The 26,342-nt window shown below is 61.4% G+C and carries 29 protein-coding genes; 11 read left to right on the forward strand and 18 right to left on the reverse strand.

Translation table 11 applies throughout. From position 1 onward, the window contains the following. The 3 genes from JJ869_RS10545 to JJ869_RS10555 form a co-directional block, all read right to left on the reverse strand. The coding region (locus JJ869_RS10545) for an Ig-like domain-containing protein (protein WP_292266911.1) at positions 1 to 2,812 on the reverse strand (2,812 nt) is incomplete at its 3' end. 167 nt (positions 2,813 to 2,979) lie between these two features. Next, entirely contained in the window at positions 2,980 to 4,071 is a 1,092-nt protein-coding gene (locus tag JJ869_RS10550; RefSeq protein WP_292266913.1) for a Gfo/Idh/MocA family oxidoreductase, read from the reverse strand. A 35-nt stretch (positions 4,072 to 4,106) separates the two neighbouring features. Beyond that, entirely contained in the window at positions 4,107 to 4,808 is a 702-nt protein-coding gene (locus tag JJ869_RS10555) for a GntR family transcriptional regulator (RefSeq protein WP_292266916.1), read from the reverse strand. A gap of 85 nt (positions 4,809 to 4,893) precedes the next feature. Between JJ869_RS10555 and JJ869_RS10560 the strand changes: the two genes are divergently transcribed. From JJ869_RS10560 to JJ869_RS10590, 7 genes are all read left to right on the forward strand, one after another. Further along, the gene (locus tag JJ869_RS10560; RefSeq protein ID WP_292266918.1) at positions 4,894 to 6,048 is read left to right on the forward strand and encodes an LLM class flavin-dependent oxidoreductase; all 1,155 of its coding nucleotides are present in this window, start codon (positions 4,894 to 4,896) and stop codon (positions 6,046 to 6,048) included. A 166-nt stretch (positions 6,049 to 6,214) separates the two neighbouring features. Further along, positions 6,215 to 7,102 carry an aldo/keto reductase gene (locus JJ869_RS10565; RefSeq protein ID WP_292266919.1) on the forward strand — a complete coding sequence of 296 codons (888 nt, stop codon included), beginning with the start codon at positions 6,215 to 6,217 and terminating at the stop codon, positions 7,100 to 7,102. Between the two features lie 8 nt (positions 7,103 to 7,110). Continuing rightward, on the forward strand, positions 7,111 to 7,617 hold the full coding sequence (locus JJ869_RS10570) for a flavin reductase family protein (protein ID WP_292266922.1): 507 nt from the start codon (positions 7,111 to 7,113) through the stop codon (positions 7,615 to 7,617). A gap of 71 nt (positions 7,618 to 7,688) precedes the next feature. Continuing rightward, on the forward strand, positions 7,689 to 8,267 hold the full coding sequence (locus tag JJ869_RS10575) for a TRAP transporter small permease subunit (protein WP_292266924.1): 579 nt from the start codon (positions 7,689 to 7,691) through the stop codon (positions 8,265 to 8,267). Between the two features lie 4 nt (positions 8,268 to 8,271). Further along, positions 8,272 to 9,561, forward strand: a complete 1,290-nt coding sequence (locus JJ869_RS10580) for a TRAP transporter large permease (RefSeq protein WP_292266927.1) — start codon at positions 8,272 to 8,274, stop codon at positions 9,559 to 9,561. A 58-nt stretch (positions 9,562 to 9,619) separates the two neighbouring features. After that, positions 9,620 to 10,678 carry a TRAP transporter substrate-binding protein DctP gene (dctP, locus tag JJ869_RS10585; RefSeq protein WP_292266930.1) on the forward strand — a complete coding sequence of 353 codons (1,059 nt, stop codon included), beginning with the start codon at positions 9,620 to 9,622 and terminating at the stop codon, positions 10,676 to 10,678. Between the two features lie 660 nt (positions 10,679 to 11,338). Continuing rightward, positions 11,339 to 11,746 (forward strand): hypothetical protein, encoded by a 408-nt coding sequence (locus tag JJ869_RS10590; RefSeq protein WP_292266932.1) that lies wholly within the window; start codon positions 11,339 to 11,341, stop codon positions 11,744 to 11,746. Positions 11,747 to 11,986: 240 nt separating this feature from the next. On the opposite strand, the gene JJ869_RS10595 is transcribed toward JJ869_RS10590, so the two are convergent. Continuing rightward, positions 11,987 to 12,463: a tetratricopeptide repeat protein gene (locus tag JJ869_RS10595; protein ID WP_292266934.1), complete on the reverse strand. Its 477-nt coding sequence runs from the start codon at positions 12,461 to 12,463 to the stop codon at positions 11,987 to 11,989. On the opposite strand from JJ869_RS10595, the gene JJ869_RS10600 reads away from it, so the two are divergent. Further along, on the forward strand, positions 12,449 to 13,756 hold the full coding sequence (locus tag JJ869_RS10600; protein ID WP_292266936.1) for a cytochrome c peroxidase: 1,308 nt from the start codon (positions 12,449 to 12,451) through the stop codon (positions 13,754 to 13,756). The two genes, JJ869_RS10595 and JJ869_RS10600, sit on opposite strands and share 15 nt — an antisense overlap. Before the next feature lie 52 nt (positions 13,757 to 13,808). Here JJ869_RS10600 and JJ869_RS10605 read toward each other — a convergent pair whose 3' ends face one another. The 13 genes from JJ869_RS10605 to JJ869_RS10665 form a co-directional block, all read right to left on the reverse strand. After that, positions 13,809 to 14,267 carry an NUDIX hydrolase gene (locus tag JJ869_RS10605; protein WP_292266937.1) on the reverse strand — a complete coding sequence of 153 codons (459 nt, stop codon included), beginning with the start codon at positions 14,265 to 14,267 and terminating at the stop codon, positions 13,809 to 13,811. A gap of 96 nt (positions 14,268 to 14,363) precedes the next feature. Next, positions 14,364 to 14,975, reverse strand: a complete 612-nt coding sequence (ureG, locus tag JJ869_RS10610; RefSeq protein WP_292266940.1) for an urease accessory protein UreG — start codon at positions 14,973 to 14,975, stop codon at positions 14,364 to 14,366. After that, positions 14,972 to 15,622 carry an urease accessory UreF family protein gene (locus JJ869_RS10615; RefSeq protein ID WP_292266943.1) on the reverse strand — a complete coding sequence of 217 codons (651 nt, stop codon included), beginning with the start codon at positions 15,620 to 15,622 and terminating at the stop codon, positions 14,972 to 14,974. The genes ureG and JJ869_RS10615 overlap by 4 nt, the downstream gene beginning before the upstream one ends. Beyond that, on the reverse strand, positions 15,594 to 16,046 hold the full coding sequence (locus JJ869_RS10620) for an urease accessory protein UreE (RefSeq protein ID WP_292266946.1): 453 nt from the start codon (positions 16,044 to 16,046) through the stop codon (positions 15,594 to 15,596). The genes JJ869_RS10615 and JJ869_RS10620 overlap by 29 nt, the downstream gene beginning before the upstream one ends. A 22-nt stretch (positions 16,047 to 16,068) precedes the next feature. Then, positions 16,069 to 16,266, reverse strand: a complete 198-nt coding sequence (locus tag JJ869_RS10625; protein ID WP_292266949.1) for a hypothetical protein — start codon at positions 16,264 to 16,266, stop codon at positions 16,069 to 16,071. A 139-nt stretch (positions 16,267 to 16,405) separates the two neighbouring features. Then, positions 16,406 to 18,166, reverse strand: a complete 1,761-nt coding sequence (gene ureC / locus JJ869_RS10630) for an urease subunit alpha (RefSeq protein ID WP_292266952.1) — start codon at positions 18,164 to 18,166, stop codon at positions 16,406 to 16,408. Position 18,167: 1 nt separating this feature from the next. Beyond that, a complete protein-coding gene (locus tag JJ869_RS10635) occupies positions 18,168 to 18,482 on the reverse strand; it encodes an antifreeze protein (protein WP_292266954.1) in 315 nt (104 codons plus the stop codon). After that, positions 18,482 to 18,787: an urease subunit beta gene (locus JJ869_RS10640; protein WP_292266957.1), complete on the reverse strand. Its 306-nt coding sequence runs from the start codon at positions 18,785 to 18,787 to the stop codon at positions 18,482 to 18,484. The genes JJ869_RS10635 and JJ869_RS10640 overlap by 1 nt, the downstream gene beginning before the upstream one ends. Next, a complete protein-coding gene (locus JJ869_RS10645; protein WP_292266960.1) occupies positions 18,784 to 18,963 on the reverse strand; it encodes a hypothetical protein in 180 nt (59 codons plus the stop codon). Before JJ869_RS10645 ends, JJ869_RS10640 begins: the two co-directional genes overlap by 4 nt. A gap of 41 nt (positions 18,964 to 19,004) precedes the next feature. Beyond that, on the reverse strand, positions 19,005 to 19,307 hold the full coding sequence (locus JJ869_RS10650) for an urease subunit gamma (protein WP_188483957.1): 303 nt from the start codon (positions 19,305 to 19,307) through the stop codon (positions 19,005 to 19,007). Positions 19,308 to 19,310: 3 nt separating this feature from the next. Further along, positions 19,311 to 20,126 (reverse strand): urease accessory protein UreD, encoded by an 816-nt coding sequence (locus JJ869_RS10655; protein ID WP_292266966.1) that lies wholly within the window; start codon positions 20,124 to 20,126, stop codon positions 19,311 to 19,313. A gap of 181 nt (positions 20,127 to 20,307) precedes the next feature. Beyond that, complete coding sequence (locus JJ869_RS10660) at positions 20,308 to 20,757, reverse strand: hypothetical protein (protein WP_292266967.1); 450 nt, start codon at positions 20,755 to 20,757, stop codon at positions 20,308 to 20,310. 4 nt (positions 20,758 to 20,761) lie between these two features. Continuing rightward, positions 20,762 to 21,892, reverse strand: coding sequence for a lytic murein transglycosylase (locus JJ869_RS10665; RefSeq protein WP_292266969.1), 1,131 nt, complete (start codon positions 21,890 to 21,892; stop codon positions 20,762 to 20,764). Positions 21,893 to 22,096: 204 nt separating this feature from the next. Between JJ869_RS10665 and JJ869_RS10670 the strand changes: the two genes are divergently transcribed. The 3 genes from JJ869_RS10670 to JJ869_RS10680 all read left to right on the forward strand — a co-directional run bounded on the left by JJ869_RS10670 (position 22,097) and on the right by JJ869_RS10680 (position 24,832). Beyond that, the gene (locus tag JJ869_RS10670) at positions 22,097 to 23,080 is read left to right on the forward strand and encodes a fatty acid desaturase (RefSeq protein ID WP_292266971.1); all 984 of its coding nucleotides are present in this window, start codon (positions 22,097 to 22,099) and stop codon (positions 23,078 to 23,080) included. Then, the gene (locus JJ869_RS10675) at positions 23,077 to 23,919 is read left to right on the forward strand and encodes a sugar phosphate isomerase/epimerase (RefSeq protein WP_292266974.1); all 843 of its coding nucleotides are present in this window, start codon (positions 23,077 to 23,079) and stop codon (positions 23,917 to 23,919) included. Before JJ869_RS10670 ends, JJ869_RS10675 begins: the two co-directional genes overlap by 4 nt. A gap of 76 nt (positions 23,920 to 23,995) precedes the next feature. Then, a complete protein-coding gene (locus tag JJ869_RS10680; protein ID WP_292266976.1) occupies positions 23,996 to 24,832 on the forward strand; it encodes a 3-keto-5-aminohexanoate cleavage protein in 837 nt (278 codons plus the stop codon). Between the two features lie 196 nt (positions 24,833 to 25,028). Here the strand turns inward: JJ869_RS10680 and JJ869_RS10685 are convergent. Further along, positions 25,029 to 26,342: 30S ribosomal protein S1 (locus tag JJ869_RS10685; protein WP_292266977.1), on the reverse strand; the 1,314-nt coding region annotated here is incomplete at its 5' end.

Consider the following 26,342-nt stretch of genomic DNA (forward strand, 5'->3'; position numbering starts at 1 on the left):
CGACGTTGTTGAATGCGTAGTTGGTTTCGTTGCCGCCGTTCAAGTCCTGCTCGTTGAACCCAACCGTCTGCACCCCACCCGCGCCGACCCGCACGATAGACACGTCGTGATCAGAGGCCTCAAGGATAATCCCACGCGGCGCCTGTGACTGGTCCCACAAGATCGCCGTCATGTCAGGCGCATCGGGGGCCACGTTGTCCACCACCATCGTTTCGGTGATCGACTTGGTGTTGCCCGCCCGGTCGGTCGCGGCGATCTGGATCGACACGTTCTCGCCATCGGACATCGGGATCACGCTGGCGGGAACCGCCAAGGACCATGTGCTGCCGCTGACCTGCGCGTTCAGGCGCTGGCCGCTGATGGTAACCTCGACAGTTGAGCCCTGTTCGACCTGACCGGTCAGGGTGAAGCCCTGCGCCGCCTCTGCCTCGCTGACAACGCCATCGGCGCCGCCCGGTCGGCTGCTTGAGGTGAGCGGAACGACTTCGGTATCGACCTGGAAGGTCTTTGAGGTCGTCGCGGTGTTGCCGGCACGGTCCTGCGTGCTGATCTGCGCAGTGGTGGTGTATGTCCCATCCGGCAGATCAATCGCCGAGAAGCGCGCGGTCCAGTTGCCCGCTGCATCCACGGTGGCGGTGCGGCTGACGCCTTCGACGACCACGGTCACTGTTGCGCCGGGTTCGGTCGTACCGCTCAGCGTGACGCCCTGGCCCTGCTCGGCGTCGTTGACGATGTTATCGGCAGTGACCGGGTTCGCGCTGACCGCGAAATTCCGCACGAAGGTATCGACCATCACGGTGTCGGAACGGGTGAGTTCGTTGCCCGCCGCATCGACGGTATAGGCGGTGATCTGCGCTTCATATTCGCCGGGGCGGATTTCGCCTGCTGCGTAATTCGCGCGCCAAACGCCGAACCCATCGGTCTGAACCGTCTTGCTGACACCGTCTAGGGTGACATCGACCATTGCGAACGGCGTCGATGTGCCTGTGATCACAACGCCATCGGACGCTTCGACATGGTTGATGACATCGTCGGTTTCGATCGGCGCGGGGCTGATCGTCAGCAGGCCCGCATCCGTGTCGAAGATCACGCTGCGTGTTTCCGTTGCCGTGTTGCCCGCCAGATCGGTCGAGCTTGCCGTGAGAGTGGCGGTCTGTTCGCCGCTGGGCAGTTCGTTGGCCGTGAGTGTCACCGTCCAGTTGCCCTGCGCGTCGACGCTGGCGCTGCGCGACACACCGCCAAGCGTCACGGACACCGACGCGCCCGGCTCGGTTGTGCCGGTCACGACCATGCCCTGTGCGGCCTCTTCGGCGTTGACCACACCATCGGCGCCGCCCGCCTGGCTGGTGATGTCAAAGTTGCGCACCCAAGTGTCCAACACGACCTGCCCGGTCGCACTGCTGGTGTTGCCCACTTCGTCGGTCGAGGTTGCGTTGATCGTCAGGTTCTGTTCGCCAACCGGAATTTCCGTGGCGATGAAGGTCACCGACCAGTTGCCCTGCGCATCGACCACGGCGGTCCGGGTATAGCCGTTCATCTCGACCACAACAGAAGAACCGACATCGGTGGTGCCAGTGATCTGAACACCATCGCTGCGCTCTTCGGCGTTGATGATGCCATCGGTTTCGATGGTTGTGGTGTTGATCGTGACACCCGACACGGTGTCGATCTCGACGCCGTCGTTGATGGTGGTGGAGTTGTTGAAACTGTCGGTCGCGATGACGCGGATCGCTTCGACATACTCACCGCGCTCGAAGGTCGAGCTGCTGAGCGTCACGCTCCAGTTGCCTTGCGCGTCCACCTCGGCGACATGGCTCACGCCACCCGCGATCAGAACAACCGAAGCGCCAATTTCTGTTGTGCCGGTGATGGTCGCGCCACCGTCGAATTCGATCTCGGTGATGATGTCCCCGCTCGACGTGGTGCCGCTTGTAATCGCGAGGGGCGGAGGTGTCGTGTCGATGATCACGGTCGGGCCGGTCAATGTGGTGGTCGATCCGCCACCCCCGGTCACCGTGACCGTGGTGGTGTAATTGCCATCCGCAGGGAAGTCCGGTCCGTCAAAAATCACTTCCCACTTGCCGTCAGTGCCGGTGGTCGTGGTTTGTGTCTTGTCGCCGATCACAACGACGACGGTGTCGCCGGAATTCGCGGTGCCGCTGACCAGAACGGTCCGGTCTTCTTCGGTCAGGCCATCGCCGCCGATGACAAATTCGCCGTCATTCACGGTCGGGGGCTTCGGGCCGCCACTCTCGCCGTTATTGCCGACAAGACTGCCACCGCCTTCGCCGCCCCCGCCGATCACAGCGGCGCCAGTTGCGACCGCTGCGCCACCTGCCAGCCAAGGCAGCATACCGCCACCTGCCAAAAGACCGGCCGCCAACATCGAAACGCCGCCCTCATCGTCGGCGGCGACGTAGTCAGCGGCCACCACTTCGGCGCGATCAAAGAAGATCAGGCTGTCATCCGGGCTCCATTTGCCCCAGGCCGCGACATCGGCATATTGCGCGAACAGAGCCCCGCCGTCCCCTTCTGCAAAGGCCACGTCGCTCAGAACGCCATCGGTGCTCAGGAACAGGCGGCCTCCGCCAGAACCAAAGTAATCCTCAAGGACGATCACCCGGCCATCTGCCAATAGAATGTGCAAGTCATTCTCGGCGCGGTCATAGCTGCGCAGATCGGACCTATGAATGTTAATGGAGACTTCGCGACCGCCAGACGCGTCGATCAGATACCCCAGATCATCAGCACCAACTACGCCACGTTCGATCGAACCCGTACGCGTACGGACAACGAAATTAATCGCATTCATAACTACACCGCTCTACCTCAAGACCGCCCGTTTTCGGGTTCGGCATTTTTTTGCTCTAACTTTTGATAGATGAAAAAACCTTTTGGTCAAAGTGGAGATTGTGGCGAAATTTCGTTTTTTTCCCCTTTACGGCAGAGTGTTGCGGGAAAAGCCCGACCTGAATGTGGTCAGATTTGGGTGACAACGCTATAGGATGAGGCGGATTTTTGCGCAGCAATGCCCATCCGAACAGCCCATGCGCCATCTTCTATTGACACCTCAGGCGCCCCCCCATTTCGCACCAGATCAAGGAAGCGTGCGTGCTGGTAAAAGGTCGATCCATTGTGGTCACCCGCATCAAGGATTGTCGGATCGACCGGAATATCGACCGCCTGCGGCCCTTTCGGATGGCGCGGGCTGATGATCACCTGCGCCACCGGCGGCTCCCCCAGATGCGTCGGCCAGAACCGCCCGGGACCGGGGACAAAAGCCTCGATCTTGCCGTTCGGACCGACCGCGCTGATCTCTTCCTGGTACTTCGAGCCTTCGGCATACATGCACAATTCCAGCATCGCCCGCGCGCCATTGGCGAAATCGACGATCACATACGCGGTGTCCCAGATGTCAGGAACCTCGCCATGATAGCTCTCATTCAGATGGTTGACCTCCTGCCCCGCGCTCGCGGTCACCCGCACCGGATCGGACCCGAGGATCAGACGCATCAGGTCGAAGAAGTGGCAGCACTTCTCGACCAAAGTCCCCCCGGTGTTCCGGTTGAAGCGGTTCCAGTCGCCAACCTTGTGCAGAAACGGAAAACGGTGTTCGCGGATCGTCAGCATCTTGACCCCGCCCGTGGCACGCTGCACCTCTTCGGCAAAGGTCTGGATCGGAGGCATGTAGCGGTATTCCATCGCCACCCAGATCGGCGACGGGTAGCTCGCTGCAATCGCCTCGACCCGCGCGATGTCGGCGGGATCGGTATAAAGCGGTTTTTCCATCAAGAGCGGCAAAGGGCTCAATTCGGCGATCTGCTCCAACGCGTCGATGTGGCAATGGTTCGGGCTGGCCACCAGCAGACAGTCCAGATCATCGCGCGCCAGCAGATCTTCGATCGATGCCTCAAGCTTCGCATTCACTGCAATCGCCTTGGCCGCCGCCGCCATGATCTCGTCCGGCTCATAGATCGCCGCGACCCTCGCGCCTTCGAGCAACGCGATATTGCGCAGGTGCTCCTGCCCCATCATGCCGCATCCGATGATGCCGTAATTGATGACTTTCATGTTGGTCCTTCAGGTGATGCGCACGCCCGTGCGGCTTAGGTGATGCGCGCGACGTAGCGCGCGACGTCTGTGTTGATCCAGTTCCATGAGGCTTCGGCCGCCTCGCCTTCGGGGCCGTAGCTGACCCGTGTCGCCCGCATGCAGGGCTGACCCGATGCCACGCCAAAGCTGGCAGGGGCCCAGTCCGGTACGGTGTCGAGATCCAGCCGGTCCACCGCCTTGGTGATCCAGAGACCAAGCGCCTCCCGGTAGTAGAGGTACAGAGACTCACGCAGTGCCACGGTATCGATCCGGTCGACATAGCCGCCATCAAGCCAGATTTCCTCTAGCACCGCAGGCACCCCGTTCAGACGCCGCAAGCGGCGAATCCGGTGTCCCTCGGGCATTGTGCCAAAGCGCGGAAAGCCGTCAGGCTTGATCAAGCGATCCACCGACAATAGCTCTGCCGTCGGCAGGCCCCCACCATCAATAAGTTCAACCCGGAAGAACGCATAGACCGATTGCGTGCCGGGCTTAGCCCGGATGTAGTTACCCGACCCCTGCACCCGCTCAAGCATCCCCTGAGCGGTCAACTCATTCAGCGATTTGCGCAGCGTCCCAACAGAAATCCCCAGCCGCGCCGCCATCTCCCGTTCGGGCGGCAGGCGTTCGCCATCAACCAGACGACCAGCCTGAATGTCCCGGATCAGCAATTCGCTGATCTGGACATATTTCGGCAAGGCATGGGTATCGGACATTTCTCGCACCAAAAATTGATACACTATTGATCTACATTTTTGGCGGTGCTACGCAAGAGGAAATGATGCGCCCCGGAGACACCTTATGACCATCGTGCCGATCACCTCACCCGACCTCGACGCGGTAGAGGTTTCGTGGTTCGCGGCGCTGTGTTCCGATGACTATGAATTCCTCGGCGTGCCTGACGGAAAACTGCGCTCCAGCTTTGCGCATTGCTCCTCCATCGTGAAAGAGGCCGAGGCGCAGGGCTTCCGCAACATTCTCTGCCCGTCGTCTTATCAGGTTGGACAGGACACACTGTCCTTTGTCGCCGGCTGCGCGCCGATCACCGAGAAGATCAATATGCTGGCCGCCGTGCGCTGCGGCGAGATGCAACCGATCATGCTGGCCCGCACGATTGCCACGCTCGACCACATGCTCGAAGGGCGGTTGACGGTGAACATCATCTCCTCGGACTTCCCGGGCGAGAAGGAAGACAGCAAGCTCCGCTACCAGCGGTCGCGCGAGGTGGTGGAGATCCTCAAGCAGGCTTGGACTCAGGGCGAGATCAACTACAAGGGTGATGTCTACAATTTCGACGGGCTCACCACCGATCCGGCAGTGCCATATCAGACAGGTGGCCCGCTCCTCTATTTCGGCGGCTATTCCCCCGACGCGCTGGAACTCTGTGGTCAGCATTGCGATGTCTACCTCATGTGGCCCGAGCCGAAAGCGGCGCTGGCCCAGCGGATGAAAGACGTGAACGCGGTGGCCGAACGCTATGGGCGCACGCTGGATTACGGTCTGCGCGTGCATGTCATCGTCCGCGACACCGAGGCCGAAGCCCGCGAATACGCGCAGCACATTGTCAGCAAGCTGGACGACGAACAGGGCAGGACGATCCGCGAACGCGCACTGGATGCGACCTCGCTCGGTGTGTCGCATCAGGCCAAGAACCGCGAGCTGGCGGATATGGAAGGCTTCGTTGAGCCGCATCTCTGGACAGGTGTGGGCCGGGCGCGCTCGGGCTGTGGCGCGGCGTTGGTGGGATCCACCGATCAGGTGCTGAGCGAATTGGAGCAGTACCAGAAGATGGGCATCCGCGCCTTCATCCTGTCGGGCTATCCGCATCTGGACGAATGCCGCCATTTCGGCAGCCGGGTCCTGCCGCAACTCAAGACCGTGCAGCTGAACCATGCCTATGGCCGAGTGCCCGCAGGCACGCCGATGACGCCTTTGGGCGCCGGGGAGCGTCGCTGATGCCCCTGCATAGTTTACCAGAATTTTATGGAGCGCGTTTAGATTCTTCTACGAAGAATCTAGCCACAAGGCGCAAATCAAACCGCAAAGCAAATGCGTCCCAAGCAACGGCGCGCGTCATGTCTCAACTCCACAAACAGAAAACTACGAACGCACAAGGATGACCATGGACCGCGTAAAACTCAACGACGCCCTTGAAATGAGCCGCCTTGTCTATGGCATGTGGCGGCTGGGTGACGATGCCGACACCAGCGTGGACCACATCCGCAACAAGATCAGCGCCTGCCTCGATCAGGGCATCACCTCGATGGATCAGGCCGACATCTATGGCGGCTACGAGGCCGAGGAAATCCTGGGCACCGCGCTCACACCCGAGTTGCGCAACCAGATCGAGATTGTGACCAAATGCGATATCGTGGCCCCGGTGGGCCGCTATGCAAACGCGCGGGTCAAATACTACGACACGTCGCGCGCGCATATCCTGTCTTCGGTCGACCATTCGCTGCGGCTGATGAAGATCGATCATATCGACCTTCTATTGATCCACCGCCCCGATCCGCTGATGGATGCCTGCGAAACCGGTGCCGCGCTGGACGAAGTGGTGGCCTCCGGCAAAGTCCGCGCGGTCGGCGTGTCAAATTTCCGCCCCTGGGATTGGGAGCTGTTGCAGGCGTCGATGAAGACCCCACTGGTCACCAACCAGATCGAAATCAGCCTGCTGCATCACGCGCCCTTCACCAATGGCGATATCGCCTTCCACCAGAAGCACGGCCAGCCGCCGATGGCGTGGTCTCCGCTTGGTGGTGGTGCGCTTTTCGAGCCGAAAAACGCCGCTCTGCGCACAGCGCTCAAGACCATTGGCGATGATCGTGGTGTGGACGATGCCACAGTCGCGGTCGCATGGCTCTTGGCGCATCCGGCCCGCATTCTACCTGTGCTTGGAACAAACAATCTGGACCGCATCAAGTGCATCGGCGATGCTGCCCGGATACAGATCGACCGGGAGACATGGTTTGAGCTTTACACCCACGCCCTTGGCCATGAAGTGGCCTGAGACACGCGATGAACGCCTTGACGCATAGTTTTGATCCCGCACAGGACAACAGCCGCGAGTTTCGCGATGCCCTTGGTCGTTTCGGAACCGGGGTGACAATCATCACCTGCGATGCGGGCGACGGGCCTCTGGGCATCACCGCCAACAGCTTTGCCAGTGTGTCGCTCGACCCGCCCTTGGTGTTGTGGTCGCCGGCGAAATCGTCAAGCCGCTATCCCTTCTTCATGGCGGCCGATCATTTTGCGATCCATGTCGTCGGCGCAGAACAGGCCGGGCTGTGCACCGCCTTTGCGCGCAACGGCGATGCGTTCGACCAGTTCGACTGGGAAACAGGCGATCACAATGTGCCGCTTATGAACGGCTGCCTGAGCCGGTTCGAATGTACCAAGGTGGCCGAGCATGACGGCGGCGACCATTCCATCGTCATCGCCCGCGTGCGCCGGGTGACCACGCGGGACGGAGATCCGCTTTTGTTTTACAGCGGACGCTACGGAGGATTTACTGCAGCGACATAAACCGCCCCCATAACACAACAAACGGGGCCACCGGCGAGGAGGCCGGTGAGGGACAAGGGAGGAGGCCAGTCATGGCCATGTTGCTTTGGCTTTTGAAGCCATTGGAAGCCGTGCTCGACATCGTTTTGCGGATCGGTCGCTGGATTGCGATCGTCGCCATCGGTCTGATGGTCTGCGCGATCCTTCTGCAGGTCTTTTGTCGCTATGTTCTGGGCAACGCCCTGCCCTGGCCCGAGGAAGCGGCCATCTTCTTGATGCTGTGGATGACTGCAGTCATTGCGCCATCTGCCTATCGGCGCGGGGGCTTTGTGGCTCTGGAAATCCTGTCCTCTGCCCTTCCCAAGCGCGGTGCGGCGGTATTGGCACTGCTGCTTCTCCTAGTCTCTGGCATGGTGCTTTACCTCGGGGCGCAAATGGGGCTCACCGAGATGAGTGGCCTTGCGGGCAAATTCAAAAGCGCCTCGCTCAAGTATCCCACGCCTGACGGCTGGGTGAAGATGCCGAATTCCTGGCAGATCGGGTCACTGGTGGTCGGGCTCTGGCTGCTCTTCATCGTCAATATCGAATTGATCCTGCGCAATCTCATTACTCTGGCAGGAGGGGAGGATCGCTTGCGGCCTGCTTTCGATGCCGAATTGACGGCGGAGTAAACCGATGCTGGTCTGGTTCCTTCCCCTGTTCCTGCTGTTCCTGATGATCGGCCTGCCAGTGTTCTTCGGCATGCTGGCCGCCCCCGGCATCCTGCTGTGGCTCAACGGTCAGGATCGCGATCTGATCCTGCTCTATCGCAACGTCTATAACGGCATGGCGTCTTTTCCCCTGATGGCGATCCCGTTCTTCATGCTGGCGGGCGAATTGATGAACCGCGGTGGCATCACCATGCGGCTGGTCGAGTTCTCTCAGGCGATGATGGGTCACTTCCGGGGCGGACTGGCGCATGTGAACGTGCTCAGCTCGATGCTCTTTGCCGGGTTGTCCGGATCTGCCGTAGCTGACACCTCGGCGCTGGGGTCGATGCTGATCCCCGCGATGGAAAAAGAGGGCTATACTCGCAAATTCGCCGCCGCCATCACCGCCGCAAGCTCGGTGATCGGCCCGATCATTCCGCCTTCGGGCATCATGATCATCTACGCCTATGTGATGGGGGAATCCGTCGCTGCCCTGTTCCTTGCGGGCATCATCCCCGGCATCCTCGTGGGTGTCGGCCTGATGATCATGGTCAAGTTCATGGCCGACAAATACGACTTTCCCGCCTCGCGTGCCAAGGCAAGCTGGGGCGAACGGGGCGACGCGTCTCTCAAGGCGTTCTTCCCGCTGATGACCCCCGTGATCATCCTGGGTGGCATCCTTGGCGGTGTCTTCACCCCGACCGAGGCTGCTGCGGTAGCCGTGGGCTATGCGATCATCGTCGGCATGTTCATCCTGCGCACTCTGACACTCCGCGACCTGCCGGACGTGTTCATGCGCGCCGCGATGACATCGGCCACGGTTCTGCTGCTGGTCGGCGCCGCCATGGCGTTCAAGACGGTGGTGTCCCTGTCGCACACGCCTGAGATATTGGCAGAATTCGTGCTGAGCCTCAGCGAGAACCCATTGGTCCTGTTGTTCCTGATCAACCTCCTGCTGTTCGTCGTGGGCATGTTCCTCGACGCAGGCCCCGCGATCATCATCCTTGGCCCGATCCTTGGGCCGATCTTCGTGGAAATGGGAGTTGATCCGATCCATTTCGCCATCATCATGTCCGTCAACCTGACGGTCGGTCTGGCGACACCCCCGATGGGCCTTGTGCTGTTTGTCGCCTCGTCGGTGTCGGGCGAACGGGTCGAGACCATCTCCAAGGCGATCCTGCCCTTCCTCGCCGTAGAAATCGTGGTGATCTTCCTGATCACCTTCATCCCGGAAATATCCATGACCATTCCGCGCCTGACCGGGTTCGCGGATTGACATCTGCGGGTCACATGGCCCGTGTAACCGACCACGAGAAAGCAACAGGGAGTACACTATGCTCAAAGGTCTTACAAAAGTGGCACTGACGGCGGCCTTGCTCGCCGGAAGCGCAATGACAGCGGCGGCACAGGATTTCACCATCCGCGCCACGGCCAACTCGAACGAGAACGACGAGGATTATGACGGCCTCGTGGTGTTCAAGAACCATGTCGAGAACGCCTCGAACGGCCGTATCGCGGTGGAACTGTTCATCGGCACGCAGCTTTGCTCGGGCGGTGCAGAGTGCCTTCAGGGTGTGTCCGACGGCTCCATCGACGTCTTCGTGACCACCTCTGGCGGTGCAGCGGGCATCTTCCCCTACGTTCAGGTGCTCGACCTGCCCTACCTGATGTCGGATGACCGCGTGGCGGAACACGTCCTGTCGGGCGATTTCACCCGCACCATGCGGAACATGGCGCTTGAGGATTCGGGCGACACGATCCGCATCATGACCATCGGCAACACCGGCGGCTGGCGCAACTTCGCCAACACGCAGCGACGTGTGACCCAGCCGTCCGACCTCGAAGGCCTGAAAATCCGCACCGTGGTCGCCGACCTGCCGCAGGAGCTGGTGAAGGTACTGGGCGCATCCCCGACCCCGATCAGCTGGCCGGAACTGTTCACCTCGATCCAGACCGGTGTGGTTGACGGCTCCAAGAACGGCATCACCGACATCATGGGCATGAAATTCCCGGATGCGGGCCTCAAGTACCTGACGCTGGACGGTCACGCCTATATGGGCGCGATCTGGGTCATGAACAACGCGAAGTTTATGGACATGCCCGAAGACCTGCGCCGTGTCGTGGTCGATGGCTTCTCTGCGCTCCAGCAGGCAACATTCGCCTCGCCCAAGCGCAAGTCGATCCAGGCCTATGAGGATTTCGTCGCAGGTGGTGGTGACCTCTACGTGCCGACCCCGGAAGAAAAGGCGGCGTTCCGCGATGCGGCAGCGCCGGTGTTCGACTGGTTCCAGGCGAATGTCGATGGCGGCCCGGAGATCTTCGAGGCGCTGATGAAAGCTGTGGCCGAGGCCGAAGCTGATCTGGCGGCAGAGTATGAAGCCGATCTGAACTGATCCGGTTCGGAACGCGCGATTGGGCCTCGGAGGGAACTCCGGGGCCTTTTTTCGTTGGCGCTTTGGTGGAGGTGTGCCGGGCAAATGCCCGGCCTACGGGTGCGGTTTCGGTCCGGACTCATGCCACCGGTGTGATCTGGTGTAGGCCGGGCATCTGCCGGGCATGCCAAACCGTCATCCTCGGGCCTGACCCGGGGATCTCTGTGACACGTCTGTTGTCATCCTCGGGCGAAGACCCGAGGATCTCTTCGGTCTGAGGTCCTCGGGTCAAGCCCGAGGATGACGGTGTAAACGAGAAGAAGCGGCGCCGCCCCATGGGCCTGACGGTTCTCTCAACATCCCCGATTCAACGGGCGACCTGTACTCTGGGGTTGCCAGAGCCTGTACGGAAACCGGTCTCTCATGGTCAGCCTTCCGGCGTGTGAGAGGGTGTCAGTTGTCGTCTACGCGGCATGGGAGTGATCCTTCCCGCTCAAAGCGCTTTGTGGCGGGGGTATGCGGGAGGGTTGGTTAACGGGTTGGAAATGGGGCGTGCGCACGGGTGTCTTTTCGAGATCCCACAACCGACACCTACGATCACTCCTATCCAAGATTTGGTAAATGGACAAACTTGGTGCATGATCAGCGCATTAACCTTCGCCTCCGAAAAGGAGTATTGCCATGTCGAAACCCTCCATTGCGGTGACCGGGGACGGTCAATTGTTCGGGATCTGGATCACCCATGGGATGGAACGTTTTCCTATGGCGACCTTCTACGATCAAAGCGCTACACTGACCGCATTTCGGCAGGCCGAAGTCGAATTGGGGCGGCGTGGTCTGCTCGATCCTGCGGGACAGGCAGCCGCGCGGCGCACGGCAGAGAACCTTGCCAATCCTCCGAATTTCGACGTAACCCTCACATTCAAGGGGCCGGTGCAGAACGGGACCGTCACAGTGAGATGTAAGGACGGGCGCGAAAAGACCTTCGACGTGCGCCTGACCGGCATTGATGACCGTTCGGTCAGCCAGGGGTTCCACAACGTGGACAGCGCTGTTTCCCTGTGCCTTGCAGGGCCAAGGATCGTCTGACAATCGCTTGATAGCCGCGCGACGAAGACGCGCGGCGGGCTAGGCTTACCTTTTTGCGCTTTTTTCGTTATGTGGGCGTGCCAATGTCTGCGGCCAGCCGCAAACAAAGTAGGGTGCGTGATTTCTCGCACCACTCGGAACGGATACCCGCAGTTCGGTGCGTGCTAGCACGCACCCTACAAATTGCGCCGCAACCGCCACACTCCTGCCACTTGCCCCAGCTAGAGCAATCCGCAAAACTCACCGAAACGGGTAGAGCCAGACCCTGTAGTCATCCACGAGCTGTTGCGCATGTTCGATCTGATCCGGCGTCATTTTCTTGACCACCTCCTCGACCGAAATAGCCGCGTCGGGGTCTCCGCCGATGGTGCTGAGCTGGTACCACAGGAACGCGCGGACGAGGTCCGGAGCAGGCAGGCCGAGGCCGGTTTCATAGTACCAGCCGACGCCCGATTGCGCGCCGGGATGGCCCTTCATGGCAGAGCGCAGGTACCAGTCGAAGGCGCGGACATAGTCCTGATCGACGCCCAGACCCAGCGCGTACATGACGCCGATCAGCTCCTCGGCCTCGGCATTGCCCGACCGCGCGGCGGGCCAGAGGCGGTCATAGGCCTCTTCAAAGCGGCCCTCTTCCATCAGGTCGCGCGCATCTTCGATATCCGCAAGAACCGGGGTCGCCAGCAGGCAACAGGCAAACATCCAATGGGTCAGCTTCATCTTGGTTTGCTCGTCTCTTTGTCTCTGGCCGCACCTGCCGTGGCCCAACCGATCAGCGCCGAAGATTTCATCGCCTTCGATGCCGATCAGGCGCGGCTGGGTCAACTCCTTTTCTACGACAAGATTTTGAGCGGGAACAAGAACATCTCCTGCGGCACATGCCACCATCACGACCTTGGCGGGACCGATGGACTCTCGCTTGGGATTGGTGAGGGCGGCGTCGGGCTCGGGCCCAAGCGGACGCCCGGCGACGGGGCGGATCGCATCCGCAAACGCATCCCGCGCAACGCGCCTGCGCTGTGGAACCTTGGGCACACAGACGTGCGGGTGCTGTTCCATGACGGGCGGCTGGAAATCTCGGACATCTATGGCAACGGGTTTGACAGCCCCGCCGAAGAATGGCTGCCACAGGGGTTGAAGACGATCCTTGCCGCACAGGCGCTCTTTCCGATGACGGCGCAGTTCGAAATGGCCGGGAATACCGGCGAGAACGAGGTGATCGGCGCCGTGACCGACCGGATCGACCTGGGCTGGCCGATCCTTGCCAAACGGGTGCGCACGATCCCGGAATATGGCGAGATGTTCGTTCAGGCGTTCGACCATATCGACCGGCCCGAGGATGTGACCATCGTCGAGATCGGCAATGCGCTGGCGGCGTTCATCGGCACCGAATGGGCGAATTACGACAGCCCCTATGATGCGTTCCTGACCGACGGCACGCCCCTGCCCGAGGATGCCGAACGCGGGCGGCAGTTGTTCTTTGGCGAGGCGCGTTGTTCGCAGTGTCACAACGGCCCGCTGCTGACGGATCAGGACTTCCATGCGATGGCCCTGCCGCCATTTGGTCCTGGACGCACGCGGCAATGGGATCCGATCCCGCGCGACGTGGGACGCATGGGGGCGACCGATGATTTGGAGGATGCCTATCGGTTCCGCACCCCGGCGTTGCGCAATGTGGCGCTGACCGCGCCCTATGGGCATAACGGTGCCTATGCCAACCTGCGCGACATGGTGAGGCACATGGCCGATCCCGTGTCGATGCGCGCGGACTGGACACCGACGCGGGCGGCGCTGCCAGAGGTGCCTTGGTTGCAGCAGATCGACTTTGTCATTCAATCCGATCGTCTGGAAATGGAGCGTCACGCAGCCACCCTTGACGTGCGACCGGTCTCACTGACCGAGCCACAGGTGGATGATCTTGTGGCGTTCCTCGAGAGCTTGACCGGGGTTAGCGCGATGGAGCGCCCTCTTGGACGGCCAGATCGGGTTCCCAGCGGCTTGCCGGTTGATTGACCCGAGCAAATCGCCCCGGCGTTTTTGCAAATCCGTGCGGGATTTGAACGCCTTACGATGCCTTGAGAAACTCGCGGATCACGGGCTGTTTCGACGGTTTCTTCGCAAGGCTTTTGAGCAGTTTTGCCAGCTTGCGTTCGTTCACCCGTTTGGCCGCGCTCTTGGGGGTGAACCAGCGGCGTTTGCGCTGATGCCGCTCTTTCCAGTTCCGTTCCAGCCGGTCAACAACCATCGGATAGACATCGACCTCGCATTTGAGGTTTGACCCGTCTGCCAGCTTTTTCTTGTAGGTGTACGAGCCGATCACCTCGGTCCCGATATAGCCAACCGCGCCTGCCTCTTCGAGCGCTTCGATCTCTGCGGCATGCCAGGGTTTCTTGCCGTCCATCGTCCAGCCCTTGGGCATGATCCATCTTCCGGTATCGCGCGACGTGACCATGAGAACCTGAAAGGTCCCATCCTCTTTCCACCTTATAGGCAGAGCCGCGATTTGTTTTCCGGATTCCGGCATGAGCCTGACACTATGGGTTGTTGCTCTGGCAAGGTTACACACAAAATGATCGAAAGTATACGTTGGTAAAGTCAAGATAGTATGACATCAATCAGCTTAAAGCCCAGTCATTTTCTTCAAATGCCCCAGAACTTCGTCGACGCCCTGATCATGGCGGATGGCAGCAAAGACAAAGGGACGACCTTCCCGCATCTTTGTGGCGTCGCGGTCCATCACGTCGAGCGACGCGCCGACATAGGGCGCAAGGTCGGTTTTGTTGATCACAAGGATGTCCGAGCGGGTCAGCGCGGGCCCGCCTTTTCGGGGGATTTCCTCACCCGCCGCCACGTCGATCACATAGAGCGTCACATCGGCCAGTTCCGGGCTGAAGGTGGCCGACAGGTTGTCGCCACCGGATTCGATCAGCACCACTTCGACATCGGGATGACGCCGCACCATCTCGGCCACGGCAGCGAGGTTGATCGACGCGTCCTCGCGGATCGCGGTGTGCGGGCAACCGCCGGTTTCGACCCCGATCACCCGGTCCTGCGGCAGGATCTGCATCCGCATCAGCGCCTCGGCGTCTTCCTGCGTGTAGATGTCATTTGTGATCACACCCACCGAATGGGTGTCCTTGAGCCGCTTCGCCAACGCTGCAGTAAGCGAGGTCTTGCCCGCACCGACAGGGCCACCGATGCCAACACGAAGGGGTCCGTTGCGGGGACTCATGTGCGGAAAATCCTTGGGCTGATGGTTTCGTGACGCATCGCTGCGATGTCGGCAGCAAAGCTCTGGCTGGTCAGATCGTCAAGCGTCTGGTCCTCGGTTTGTGTCGCAATGTCGGAACAGAGCGGCGACAGGGCCGCGACGATGCGCTGCGCTTCGGTCTGGCCCAGCGCCATCAGGCGTTGGCAGGCGGCAACCACGGCGGCGACCCAGGCGTGCAGGTACATCTGCACCGCCATCGTCAGAGGCAGGTCCAGGTGTCTGATCCCGACGCCCAGCGCCACGGGGTAGGTGAGTTGTGTCACGTCGATCCCCCAGTTTGCGCGCAGCTGGTCGCAGAACGCAGCACCCTGTGCGTCGATCTCCAACAGTCGTTCCCGGCTGGGGCAGAAGGCGCGCGCGGTCTGGTCCACGTCCCATGGGTCCGCCCCGCTGGCGGCAGCCCGGATCAGGATGGCGTCGCTCACGCCGTTACCGTCGCGTAGCATGTCGGACAGCCAGTCCTTCACGTTGGTGGGTGTCACCAGTTTGTCGGCAATCGCCTGCTCCAGTCCGCTGGAATAGGCGAAGGCCCCGATGGGAAAGCCTGGCGACAGCCATTGTGCCAGCGTCAGGATCGGGTCAGTGGGCGTGCGAATGGGTCCGTCCATGGCCGTAGGCTCCTCCCTCCGGGGTGAAAGGTTCCACCACCTCTGTCACATCCGCGCCCAAAAGGTTCAGCATGTCGCGAATGACGTGATCGCGCTGGATCAGCAAGCGCGTCTCTTCGATCTGGCAGGGGGTATGGCGGTTGCCGATATGCCAGGCAAGCCGGTGCAGGGACTTGCCTTTGACTTCCAACAAGGGTTCAGGCGCGGCAAGGACGGCGATTTCGGACCCATCTTCCAGAACAAGCACGCCGCCATGGTTGAGCGACGTGGTTTTGGGAAGGTCCACCAGAACGCGGCTGCCATCCACAAGGTCAAGCACCTTGCGACGCAGGAAGCGATCCTCATAGGTCAATTGGACCTGCCCCACCGGGCTTTGGTGAGCGTGATCGTGATAGACCTGTGCGATGCGATCAGGGGCGGTCATAGCGCCCCCCGCAGAGTGTGGCTTACAGTGCGCCGCCGGACAGGGCGCGCTGGACAAGCTGCGCGCGCGTGATGCCCATGGACGCCAGTTGGTCGTCCGACACGGCGTTCAGACGCTTCACGGTTTGCGCGCGCGACGAATTTTCGCCCATCTGAACAATCGTATTCCAGATGCGTGCCAGAAGCGTGGTGGACGGAACGTGGTCGAGTGTGTGTGCCATGAGACAGGTCCTTGGAATCGGTCAGACTGTCTCCTCCCTGAGGGTGCAGGTAACATGCGCGTTCCGGCACCAGTAGCACCATGACGGCATGCCGGGATTGCACGGAATGCATATGCGGACCTCTTTTCATCATCATCTGTCAAAACAGGAAATAGCGCTGTGCCATCGGCAGAACCTCTGCCGGTTCGCAGACCAGCAACTCCCCATCCGCCCGCACTTCGTAGGTTTCGGGGTTCACCTCGACCTTGGGGGTGGCGGTGTTCAGCTTGAGGTCCGACTTGCCGATCCCGCGCGTGTTCTGAACCGCGAGCGTTTTCTTGGCGAGGCCCAGCTTTTCCCCGATGCCGTCGGCCTGCGCCGCCTCGGAGACGAAGATCACCGCCGAGTTTTCGACGCTGCGCCCATAGGCCCCCCACATGGGCCGCGTGTAGACCGGCTGCGGCGTCGGAATCGACGCGTTGGGGTCGCCCATCTGCGCACAGGCAATCGTGCCGCCGATCAGCACCATCTCGGGCTTCACGCCAAAGAAGGCCGGATGCCAAAGCACCAGATCGGCGCGCTTGCCTTCCTCGATGCTTCCGATCTCGCGGCTGATGCCGTGGGCGATGGCGGGGTTGATCGTGTATTTCGCGACGTAGCGGCGCACGCGCATGTTGTCGTTGTCGCCGGTTTCCTCGGAGAGCTTGCCGCGCTGCTTCTTCATCTTGTCGGCGGTCTGCCAGGTGCGGATGATCACCTCGCCCACACGGCCCATCGCCTGACTGTCCGACGCGATGATCGAAAACGCGCCCATGTCGTGCAGGATGTCTTCGGCCGCGATGGTCTCACGCCGGATGCGGCTTTCGGCGAAGGCGATGTCCTCGGGGATGGATTTGTCGAGGTGGTGACAGACCATGAGCATGTCGAGATGCTCTTCCAGCGTGTTCACCGTGAAAGGCCGCGTCGGGTTGGTCGAGGATGGGAGCACATGCTCCTCGCCGCAGATCTTGATGATGTCCGGCGCATGGCCGCCGCCCGCCCCTTCGGTGTGAAAGGCGTGGATCGTGCGACCCTTCATGGCTTTGACGGTGTGCTCGACAAAGCCGGATTCGTTGAGCGTGTCGGTGTGGATCATCACCTGCACATCCATCGCGTCAGCGACCGAGAGGCAGCAGTCGATGGCACCGGGGGTGGTGCCCCAATCCTCGTGCAGTTTCAAAGCACAGGCACCCGCCTTGACCTGCTCTTCCAAGGCGGCGGGCAGCGAGGCGTTGCCCTTGCCCGCGAAGGCGAGGTTCATCGGGAAGGCGTCCGCCGCCTGCATCATCCGTCCGATATGCCACGGGCCCGGCGTGCAGGTGGTGGCGAGCGTACCATGCGCTGGGCCGGTGCCGCCGCCCAGCATGGTGGTCAGACCGGAATGCAAAGCGTCCTCGATCTGCTGCGGGCAGATGTAGTGGATGTGGCTGTCGAACCCGCCTGCGGTCAGGATGCGACCTTCGCCAGCAATCGCTTCGGTCCCCGGACCAACGATGATGTTTACCCCCGGCTGGGTGTCGGGGTTGCCCGCCTTGCCGATCTTGTAGATGCGCCCATCGCGCAGGCCCACATCGGCCTTGTAGATGCCGGTATAGTCCACGATCAGCGCGTTGGTGATAACCGTATCCACAGCACCTTCGGCGCGGGTTGCCTGCGACTGGCCCATCCCGTCGCGGATCACCTTGCCGCCGCCGAACTTGACCTCTTCGCCGTAGACCAATGCATTCGCGCCGCTGCCCCCGGCTGTTGCAGCGCCAACGGCCTCGGCGGTCAGGTCGCGCTCGACCTCAATGATCAGGTCGGTATCGGCCAGCCGGAGCTTGTCGCCCACAGTGGGGCCGAACATGGCGGCGTAATCGGCGCGTTTGATCTGTGCTGGCATATCAGGCCCTCTTCAATCCACGTTTCGTCAGGCGTTTGTGATTGGCACGCGTTGCCTGCCGGATCGGTTTGATCGCCAGCGCGGCGACCACATCCGGGCTTTTGCCGGTCATCGCGGCAAGTGACGCATCGGTCGAGCCTTTGACAAAGGCAAAGACCTTTTCATTGAGCATCCGGCTGTTCTCGGTCTTGGGGACCGACCAAAAGCCCAGTGCCCCCATCACCCGCATGGCAATAACGCCCTGCGCTTCAGCCATGACCCAGCCCATTTGCATGGCGTTGGCCCAGTAATCCATCGGGGTGACGATGCGTGGCATCAGAGGTCTCCCATGACCTGTTGGTTGAAGCCGACGACCCGGCGCGCGCCAGAGAGCGGGATCAACTGCACCTCGCGGCGCTGGCCCGGCTCGAACCGCACGGCGGTGCCCGGCGCAATGTCGAGCCGGTGGCCGCGGGCTGCGTCCCGATCAAAGTCGAGCGCCGGGTTGGTTTCTGCGAAATGGTAATGGCTGCCTACCTGAACGGGACGGTCGCCCGTGTTGGCGACCATCAGCGTGATCGCCGGGCGGTCGGGGTTCAGGGTCAGCGACCCTTCCGCCGGAAACAGCTCACCGGGGATCATTTGCGATTCCGGATTTTGCCGAAGGCCAAACCGCCTGCGACCGCGATCAGACCCAGAGCGCTGACCAGTGCCAGCCAATGTGCGCTATCATGCGGGTGCACATGCGCGCCGGGATGGGCCAGTGCGGAAGTCGCCCAAACCATAGACGCAACTGCCAAAGCAAGACCGTTTTTCATCTCGAAACCCTTTCGCTTCTTCTCTTTTCAAATATGCAAATTCAACGGATCGGGTTGTGCACCGTCACCAGTTTGGTGCCGTCCGGAAACGTCGCTTCCACCTGCACCTCGTGGATCATCTCGGGCACGCCTTCCATGCACTGATCCCGCGTGATCACCTGCGCACCGGCCTGCATCATGTCGGCCACGCTGCGCCCGTCGCGCGCGCCTTCGACCACCGCGTCGGTGATCAGCGCAATGGCTTCGGGATGGTTCAGCTTTACACCGCGTTCGAGGCGTTTGCGGGCCACGATGGCCGCCATGGCGACCAGCAGCTTGTCTTTTTCACGGGGAGTCAGGTTCATACGTCAAAGTCTCCAGGATCGCGGCAGGGCGTCACCGCTCAGCCGATCAAGAACAGGAATGAGGGTGCGGCGCAGGTCGTAACCGTCTTTGGCCAGCGCCCGCAGAACAAGCACACCGCTCTGCACCAGCGACACGCCTGCGGTGGGCGGCAGCATCGCACGGATCGGGTCAAGATGCGCCTCGGCCTCGGGGGCGGCAAAGACCATGAGCGCCATCGCGCGGGCGCCACCGCCCAAAGCGGGTTTGTCGAGGAGTCCGGTGATGTCGCCGTTCAGCGTGCTGGCATCGCGGAACACCGGATCCCCGTCGCGTTCGAGCGTCAGGCTGTCGGCAAAGCGGGCTTGTGTGACCTCCTCCCCCATCGCAAGACGACCAAAGATCACAGGTTCCACCACGAGAAGGCGCGCATCCGAGGCCATCTTGATGGTCAGGGACCGACGCAGCGCGCCGTTCTGAAACAGGATGGTTTCCTGCGGCAACCAATCAACGCGTCCGCCGGCTTCGACCGTCACGATGTTGCGCACCCGCGCTGTGGTGTCGCCGGCGGTGCGGTAGACCCGTTCAGCGGCCTGAGTTGTCAGGCGCAGCCGCGCACCCGCTTGCGCCGTTGCCGCGATTGACAGCGTGTCCCCTCCCGTCAGGCCACCAGAGGTGTTGAGGATGACGCCTTCAACCGCATCGCGGGCCGGGGTCATCAGGATCTTCGCAGACCCGGTCTGGTGCAGATCGGCAAGCGCCGACACCCCATCTGCCCGCAGTTTGGCGGCGATGTGCAGCTTGCCATGGGATCGGGGCGGCAAGGTGGTGAGGGCGGTCAAATGAGTCATTCTGCCGAAACGCTAACAATCCGTCGCGACGGAGTTCCAATGCATTTCGTGGACGTGCATCAAAACTGGCGTGATGCCCTGCAGAAAGCAGCCCATGCCGAAACGTATCGCACAACAAATGGGCGCTCATCCGAAGAACGCATTTCGTTTAGGCAAAATTGAATCTGCGAAATCAGGACTCTGGCGCACATTCAGGCAGTTGGTTCAACAGCATGTCACGCGATGGGCGCATGCCCTCAGGCAAGTCCTGCAACACCTCGTCCACCACCTCAGCGCTGAGAGTGGTCACTTCGCAGGAATAGTCGGCAAAACTGCCTTCGGGATTGTCGACCTGCCAATCCCGGTAATCCTGCGCCTCGAAGGCGACAGCCGCCCCTGCACCGACCACTGGAATAGCCACAAGCATACGGCGCAACCGCGCCTTGGCTTTGGCTTTCGCAACGGCCTTGGCCAGAGCCTTGCGATGCTGCACTGCCGCCGCAGTCGCGCTGGCCGTGACTGAGGCAACCTGCGCTGACAGGGTCAGGGCTTGCAGGCCCAAGGCCACGGTGCTGACCAGCAATGCGCTGCAGAGCCACATCAGCACGAATGTCGTGCGCAGCCATCTGAACAGTCGGAACACCGGGCTATCGCAAGCTTTGCAGCAAGGCTTGTGAGGGTGTGCCCGTGACCGGCAATCCCCGGCTTGCCTGATAGGCGCGGATCGCGGTTTCAGTGTTGGCCCCGATCACTCCATCCGCCCCTTGGGTGTCGAAGCCCCGAGCGGTCAGGCGCTGTTGCAGAGCGATCCGGTCCGATTTGGTCAGCCCATTGGCATCCGGCGGGAACGGCGTGCGCAGCGGGCCAGCACCACCAATAAGGTCAGACAGGTGGCCGACCCCAATCGCGTAGGCGTCAGAGTTGTTGTAGCGCTTGATCACCCGGAAATTCGCCGTGGTGGCAAAGCGCGGCCCGCCCGGTTGCGGCTGAAGCGAACCGTTGGGGGATTCAGCCCCCCAGCCGACGCCCCGTTGCCAGCCATTGCGTTGCAGGTAGGCGGCAGCAGACGCCAGAGCATCGCTGGGATCGTCCGACCAGATGTCGCGCCGCCCGTCGCCGGTATAGTCGACCGCAAATTGCAGGAACGATGTCGGGATGAACTGCGTGTGCCCCATGGCACCAGCCCAGCTCCCGGTCATGCGGGACGCCGGAATATCGCCGTTCTGGATGATCCGCAGCGCCGCAACAAGCTGCTGTTCAAAGAACCGACCGCGCCGCCCGTCGAAGGCCAGCGTGGAGGTGGCCGAGATCACCGGCACCTCTCCGCGCCGTTCGCCGTAAAAGCTTTCGAGACCCCAGATCGCACAGATGATCTTTGCATCGACACCATAACGGCCTTCGAGGGCGTTCAGCGTGCCTCGGTGGCGGTCAAAGGCGGCGCGCCCCTTTTGCACCCGTTCGTCCGAAGCCGCGATGGCCAGATAGTCCTCAAGGCTGCGCTTGAATTCCGTCTGGTTGCGGTCGCGCGTCACGACGCCGGGCAAATAGCCGGTGCCGCGAAACGCCGCATCCAAGGTGGAGTGGGATATCCCCTGCGCTGCCGCCCGGCCCCGGAACGCCGCAACCCACGCGTCATAGGCTGCGTTCGGCACGGGTTGAAGATCTACAGGCAGACCAGTGGGGGCTTGTGTGCTCACACGCGCCGGAACGGCACGCGAACACGCAGAAAGGCCAAGGCTCAAAAGCCCCAGCCCGAATAGGCGTCGATTGATCTGCATCGGTCTGCTCACCTCATGATGCGTTTTGCGGCCATTGTGAGGCCAAGTCGCCCGTCACACAATGGGGCGTTGCACAAGCTTCGCTTTTGCGCGGATGCCCGCAAAGCCGGCACACCGCAGCAGAGCAAGAGGCCCGCCGCATCACCGGACTTTTCTTTTTCATAAATCCCGGCCAGTCTGGGGGAAAGTCATCAGGAGGGACCGATGGAAGCCAGTTTTTCGCGCCGCAAACTGCTGACACCTACGGAACTTCGGAGCCTCACAGAGCGCTCTGACCTGCAAGGCGCACTGCAGATGGCAAGCCATGTGGGTGCGATCCTGATCGTCGGCGTTCTGCACGCGCAAGCCATGGGCACGGGGTGGGTCTGGGTCACCGGGTTTGTGCTGGGGGTTCTGATCAACTTCCTTTACGCCGCGCAGCACGAATTGAGCCATGCCACCGTGTTCAAGACGCGGGTGCTGAACGAGGTGTTTGGCCGGATCATCGGGTTCCTCCAGATTTTCCCGCGCGACTATGACCAGGTCATGCATTTCGCCCATCACCAGTACACGCAGGATTGGGAACGCGACGGCGAACTAGTCCGCGAACCCTACACGCTGACAACCTACCTGCTTTGGCTGTCGGGCATCACATATTGGCGCAACCGGGTGTTCGGCGTGGTGCGCCGCGCGCGCGGTGTGATCGTGGAGCCGTTCATCCGGCCCGAGGAAGAGGCCAAGGTGATCCGCGAAAGCCGTATACATCTTGGGCTTTATGCAGGGATTGCTTTGGTGTCGCTTGTGACAGGAAGCTGGGCCGCGCTGTCGTTCTGGATTTTGCCCATGGTCCTGACCAAACCGGTGCACCAGTTGCAGAACACCATCGAACATCTGGGCCTTTCCCACGAGAACGACATTCTGGAAAACACCCGCTCGACCCGCACCAACGCCTTCTTCCGCTGGCTATGCTGGCAGATGCCCTACCACACCGCACATCACACCTTTCCCGCCGTGCCCTTCTGGAAGCTGCGCGAGCTGAACGACAAGATCGAAGGAGCCGCGGGTGAGGTGCACCGCATGGGCTGGATCGAGTTCCAGATCGAAGTCATCAAGAAACTGATGGCCAAGGATGAAAGCCAATACCCGATGAACGAGGTCTGGATCGTACCCATGTCGGGCGGCCGCACCCGCCGGGTGCCTGCGGAGTGAGGCGGCTTCAGATCTACACCTCGCTTTGGGCGATGCAGCTGCATGACCAGACCGGGATGAAACTGTCCTATGATCAGGTCTGCGAGATGGTCGCCGGGGCCGGTTTTGACGGGATGGCGATTGATCTGGGCGCCTCGGATGTGGAAGTCGCCCACGCGGTGCGTCCGCATATGGAGGCCAACGGGTTGACGCCGCTGATCGTGGCGTTTCCGAAGACGATAGAAAGCCTTGAGGACACGCTGCACATGGCCGTCGATTTCGGCGCGCCGTTTGTGGATGTGATCGGTCAGGTGATGCCGATTGCCCTCGACGACATGATCCCGGTGATCGAAACCTGGATGGCGATGTCGGATCGCATCCGAATGCCGATCCAGTTCGAAACCCACCGCAACTGCATCACCAACGACCTCTACACAACGCTGCAACTGCTCGACCGCATCCCCGAGATGCGGATTTGCGCGGACCTGTCGCATTACGTGGTGGACCGGGAATTCTGGTTTCCGCTGTCGGAGCATGACCTTGGGCTGATCTCCCGCATCCTGAAACGCTCGGACAGTTTTCAGGGCCGTGTGGCCAGCCGCCAGCAGATCCAACTGCAACTGGATTTCCCGCAGCACCAGAAATGGGTGGACCTCTTCAAAAGCTGGTGGCGCGAGGGCATGGCCGACTGGCGCGCGCGCAATGCGTCGGGCGACTGCATCTTCGTCTGCGAGCTTGGCCCGCCGGAATATGCGATGACCGGACCGGACGGGCGCGAGATGTCGAACCGCTGGCACGAAGCCCAGGTGATCCAACGATGGGTGCGCGAGATTTGGGAAGACTTGGGCGGCGACACCTGATCGGGCGAACAGATTTGACACCCCCGCGTTTCCTGCCAAAGTGCGCGCCGACACGTTCCAAGGACATACCGATCCCATGACCACCCCCTGTATCATCTGCGTTGCCATCACCGGGTCATTGCCCACCAAGGCCGACAATCCCGCCGTTCCGACCTCTGTTGCAGAGCAGATCGAAAGCACCCATGAAGCTTTTGAGGCGGGTGCCACGATCATGCATGCCCATGTGCGCAATGATGACGAAACTCCCAGTTCGGATCCGGAGAAATTCGCGCGCCTCAAGGAAGGCGTGGAGAAGCACTGCCCCGGCATGATCGTGCAATTGTCCACCGGGGGGCGGTCAGGCGCAGGACAGACACGCGGCGGGATGCTGCCGCTGCGTCCTGACATGGCGTCGCTGTCGGTTGGGTCAAACAACTTTCCAACTCGGGTTTACGAGAACCCACCGGATCTTGTGGCGTGGCTCGCATCCGAGATGAAGACCTACGACATCAAGCCTGAGATTGAGGCCTTTGACCTGTCGCACATCTTCCGCGCTGCTGCCATGTACGAGGCGGGCGAAATCGCCGCGACGCCCTATGTGCAATTCGTCATGGGCGTGAAAAACGCGATGCCGGTGGACCGCGAGGTGTTCGATTTCTACATCCACACGGTCAAAAGGCTCTTTGGAGAGGATGCGCCCTGGTGCGCCGCCGGGATCGGGCCGAACCAGATCGTGTTGAACGAATGGGCGATTTCGTCTGGCGGCCATGCGCGGACGGGACTGGAGGACAACGTTCGCCTGGATCGCACTACGCTTGCCCCGTCGAACGCTGCGCTTGTCAAACGGGCAGTAGAGCTCTGCGACAAGTACGAACGCCCGGTCGCCACATGGCAGCAGGCGCGCGAGATGCTGGGTCTGCGCGAGGTCGCCTGACGCGGGCCGGACCTTCTGAGGTTCAGAAATATCTATGGCAGTCCGCCTCCGACGGACGGCTCGGGGTTGCTGTTTCCGTCAACGGAAACAGGCGATGCGTCAACGCATCTTGCGTCCAGCGCGTGGCCCGGAAACGAAAAACCCCCGCATCCGGGATAGGGTGCGGGGGTTCCTCTGTCTTATCTGATGACGAGGATCAGTTGTCGTCGCCCGACTTGAGCGCCGCGCCAAGGATGTCGCCCAGCGATGCACCGGAATCCGACGAACCGTACTGTTCGACCGCTTCCTTCTCTTCGGCGATCTCGCGTGCCTTGATCGACAGGCCCAGACGACGGGTCTTGCTGTCCACGTTGGTCACGCGCACGTCGACCTTGTCACCGACCGAGAAACGCTCAGGGCGCTGTTCGGCACGGTCACGGCTAAGGTCGGAGCGGCGGATGAAGGACTTCATGCCTTCATATTCCACTTCGATCCCGCCATCTTCGATCGCGGTCACTTGAACAGTGATGATCGAACCACGCTTGGTGCCACCAACAGCTTCGGCGAACTTGTCGCCACCCAGCGCCTTGACGGAGAGCGAGATACGCTCTTTCTCGACATCCACTTCGGTGACAACGGCCTGAACCATGTCGCCTTTGCGGTAGTTCTGGATCGCGTCTTCGCCACGCTCGTCCCACGACAGGTCGGAGAGGTGAACCATGCCGTCGATGTCGCCGTCGAGGCCAACGAACAGACCGAATTCGGTGATGTTCTTGACTTCGCCTTCGACCTCGGTGCCCTCGGGGTGTGTTTCTGCAAACACTTCCCACGGGTTGCGCATGGTCTGCTTGAGGCCGAGGGACACGCGGCGCTTGGCACCGTCGATTTCCAGAACCATGACTTCGACTTCCTGCGAGGTCGACACGATCTTGCCCGGGTGGACGTTCTTCTTGGTCCAGGACATTTCAGAAACGTGCACCAGACCTTCAACACCCGGCTCAAGCTCAACAAATGCGCCGTAATCGGTGATGTTGGTCACGCGGCCCATGTGCACCGACTCGAGCGGATACTTGGCAGCAACCAGATCCCACGGATCTTCCTGCAGCTGCTTCATGCCGAGGCTGATGCGGTGGGTGTCTTTGTTGATCTTGATGACCTGAACCTTGACGGTTTCCCCAATTGTGAGGATTTCCGACGGGTGGTTCACACGGCGCCATGCCATGTCGGTCACGTGCAGCAGGCCGTCTACGCCGCCAAGGTCCACGAATGCACCGTATTCGGTGATGTTCTTGACCACACCATCAACGGACTGACCTTCGGTGAGGTTGCCGATGACTTCGGCGCGCTGTTCGGCGCGGGACTCTTCGAGGATCGCGCGGCGCGACACAACGATGTTGCCCCGGCGACGGTCCATCTTGAGGATCTGGAACGGCTGCTTGAGACCCATGAGCGGGCCTGCATCGCGCACGGGGCGCACATCGACCTGCGAACCGGGCAGGAACGCAACAGCGCCGCCGAGATCGACAGTGAA

This window comes from Marivita sp. (assembly GCF_017643905.1).
Classification (GTDB): Bacteria; Pseudomonadota; Alphaproteobacteria; order Rhodobacterales; family Rhodobacteraceae; genus Marivita.

Bases quoted from the DNA above. Each gene is read 5' to 3' on its own strand.
- JJ869_RS10550 (WP_292266913.1), bottom strand. From the start codon at position 4,071: ATGAAAGTCATCAATTACGGCATCATCGGATGCGGCATGATGGGGCAG.
- JJ869_RS10555 (WP_292266916.1), bottom strand. From the start codon at position 4,808: ATGTCCGATACCCATGCCTTGCCGAAATATGTCCAGATCAGCGAATTG.
- JJ869_RS10560 (WP_292266918.1), top strand. From the start codon at position 4,894: ATGACCATCGTGCCGATCACCTCACCCGACCTCGACGCGGTAGAGGTT.
- JJ869_RS10565 (WP_292266919.1), top strand. From the start codon at position 6,215: ATGGACCGCGTAAAACTCAACGACGCCCTTGAAATGAGCCGCCTTGTC.
- JJ869_RS10570 (WP_292266922.1), top strand. From the start codon at position 7,111: ATGAACGCCTTGACGCATAGTTTTGATCCCGCACAGGACAACAGCCGC.
- JJ869_RS10575 (WP_292266924.1), top strand. From the start codon at position 7,689: ATGGCCATGTTGCTTTGGCTTTTGAAGCCATTGGAAGCCGTGCTCGAC.
- JJ869_RS10580 (WP_292266927.1), top strand. From the start codon at position 8,272: ATGCTGGTCTGGTTCCTTCCCCTGTTCCTGCTGTTCCTGATGATCGGC.
- dctP (WP_292266930.1), top strand. From the start codon at position 9,620: ATGCTCAAAGGTCTTACAAAAGTGGCACTGACGGCGGCCTTGCTCGCC.
- JJ869_RS10590 (WP_292266932.1), top strand. From the start codon at position 11,339: ATGTCGAAACCCTCCATTGCGGTGACCGGGGACGGTCAATTGTTCGGG.
- JJ869_RS10600 (WP_292266936.1), top strand. From the start codon at position 12,449: ATGGGTCAGCTTCATCTTGGTTTGCTCGTCTCTTTGTCTCTGGCCGCA.
- JJ869_RS10595 (WP_292266934.1), bottom strand. From the start codon at position 12,463: ATGAAGCTGACCCATTGGATGTTTGCCTGTTGCCTGCTGGCGACCCCG.
- JJ869_RS10605 (WP_292266937.1), bottom strand. From the start codon at position 14,267: ATGCCGGAATCCGGAAAACAAATCGCGGCTCTGCCTATAAGGTGGAAA.
- ureG (WP_292266940.1), bottom strand. From the start codon at position 14,975: ATGAGTCCCCGCAACGGACCCCTTCGTGTTGGCATCGGTGGCCCTGTC.
- JJ869_RS10615 (WP_292266943.1), bottom strand. From the start codon at position 15,622: ATGGACGGACCCATTCGCACGCCCACTGACCCGATCCTGACGCTGGCA.
- JJ869_RS10620 (WP_292266946.1), bottom strand. From the start codon at position 16,046: ATGACCGCCCCTGATCGCATCGCACAGGTCTATCACGATCACGCTCAC.
- JJ869_RS10625 (WP_292266949.1), bottom strand. From the start codon at position 16,266: ATGGCACACACACTCGACCACGTTCCGTCCACCACGCTTCTGGCACGC.
- ureC (WP_292266952.1), bottom strand. From the start codon at position 18,166: ATGCCAGCACAGATCAAACGCGCCGATTACGCCGCCATGTTCGGCCCC.
- JJ869_RS10635 (WP_292266954.1), bottom strand. From the start codon at position 18,482: ATGCCACGCATCGTCACCCCGATGGATTACTGGGCCAACGCCATGCAA.
- JJ869_RS10640 (WP_292266957.1), bottom strand. From the start codon at position 18,787: ATGATCCCCGGTGAGCTGTTTCCGGCGGAAGGGTCGCTGACCCTGAAC.
- JJ869_RS10645 (WP_292266960.1), bottom strand. From the start codon at position 18,963: ATGAAAAACGGTCTTGCTTTGGCAGTTGCGTCTATGGTTTGGGCGACT.
- JJ869_RS10650 (WP_188483957.1), bottom strand. From the start codon at position 19,307: ATGAACCTGACTCCCCGTGAAAAAGACAAGCTGCTGGTCGCCATGGCG.
- JJ869_RS10665 (WP_292266969.1), bottom strand. From the start codon at position 21,892: ATGCAGATCAATCGACGCCTATTCGGGCTGGGGCTTTTGAGCCTTGGC.
- JJ869_RS10670 (WP_292266971.1), top strand. From the start codon at position 22,097: ATGGAAGCCAGTTTTTCGCGCCGCAAACTGCTGACACCTACGGAACTT.
- JJ869_RS10680 (WP_292266976.1), top strand. From the start codon at position 23,996: ATGACCACCCCCTGTATCATCTGCGTTGCCATCACCGGGTCATTGCCC.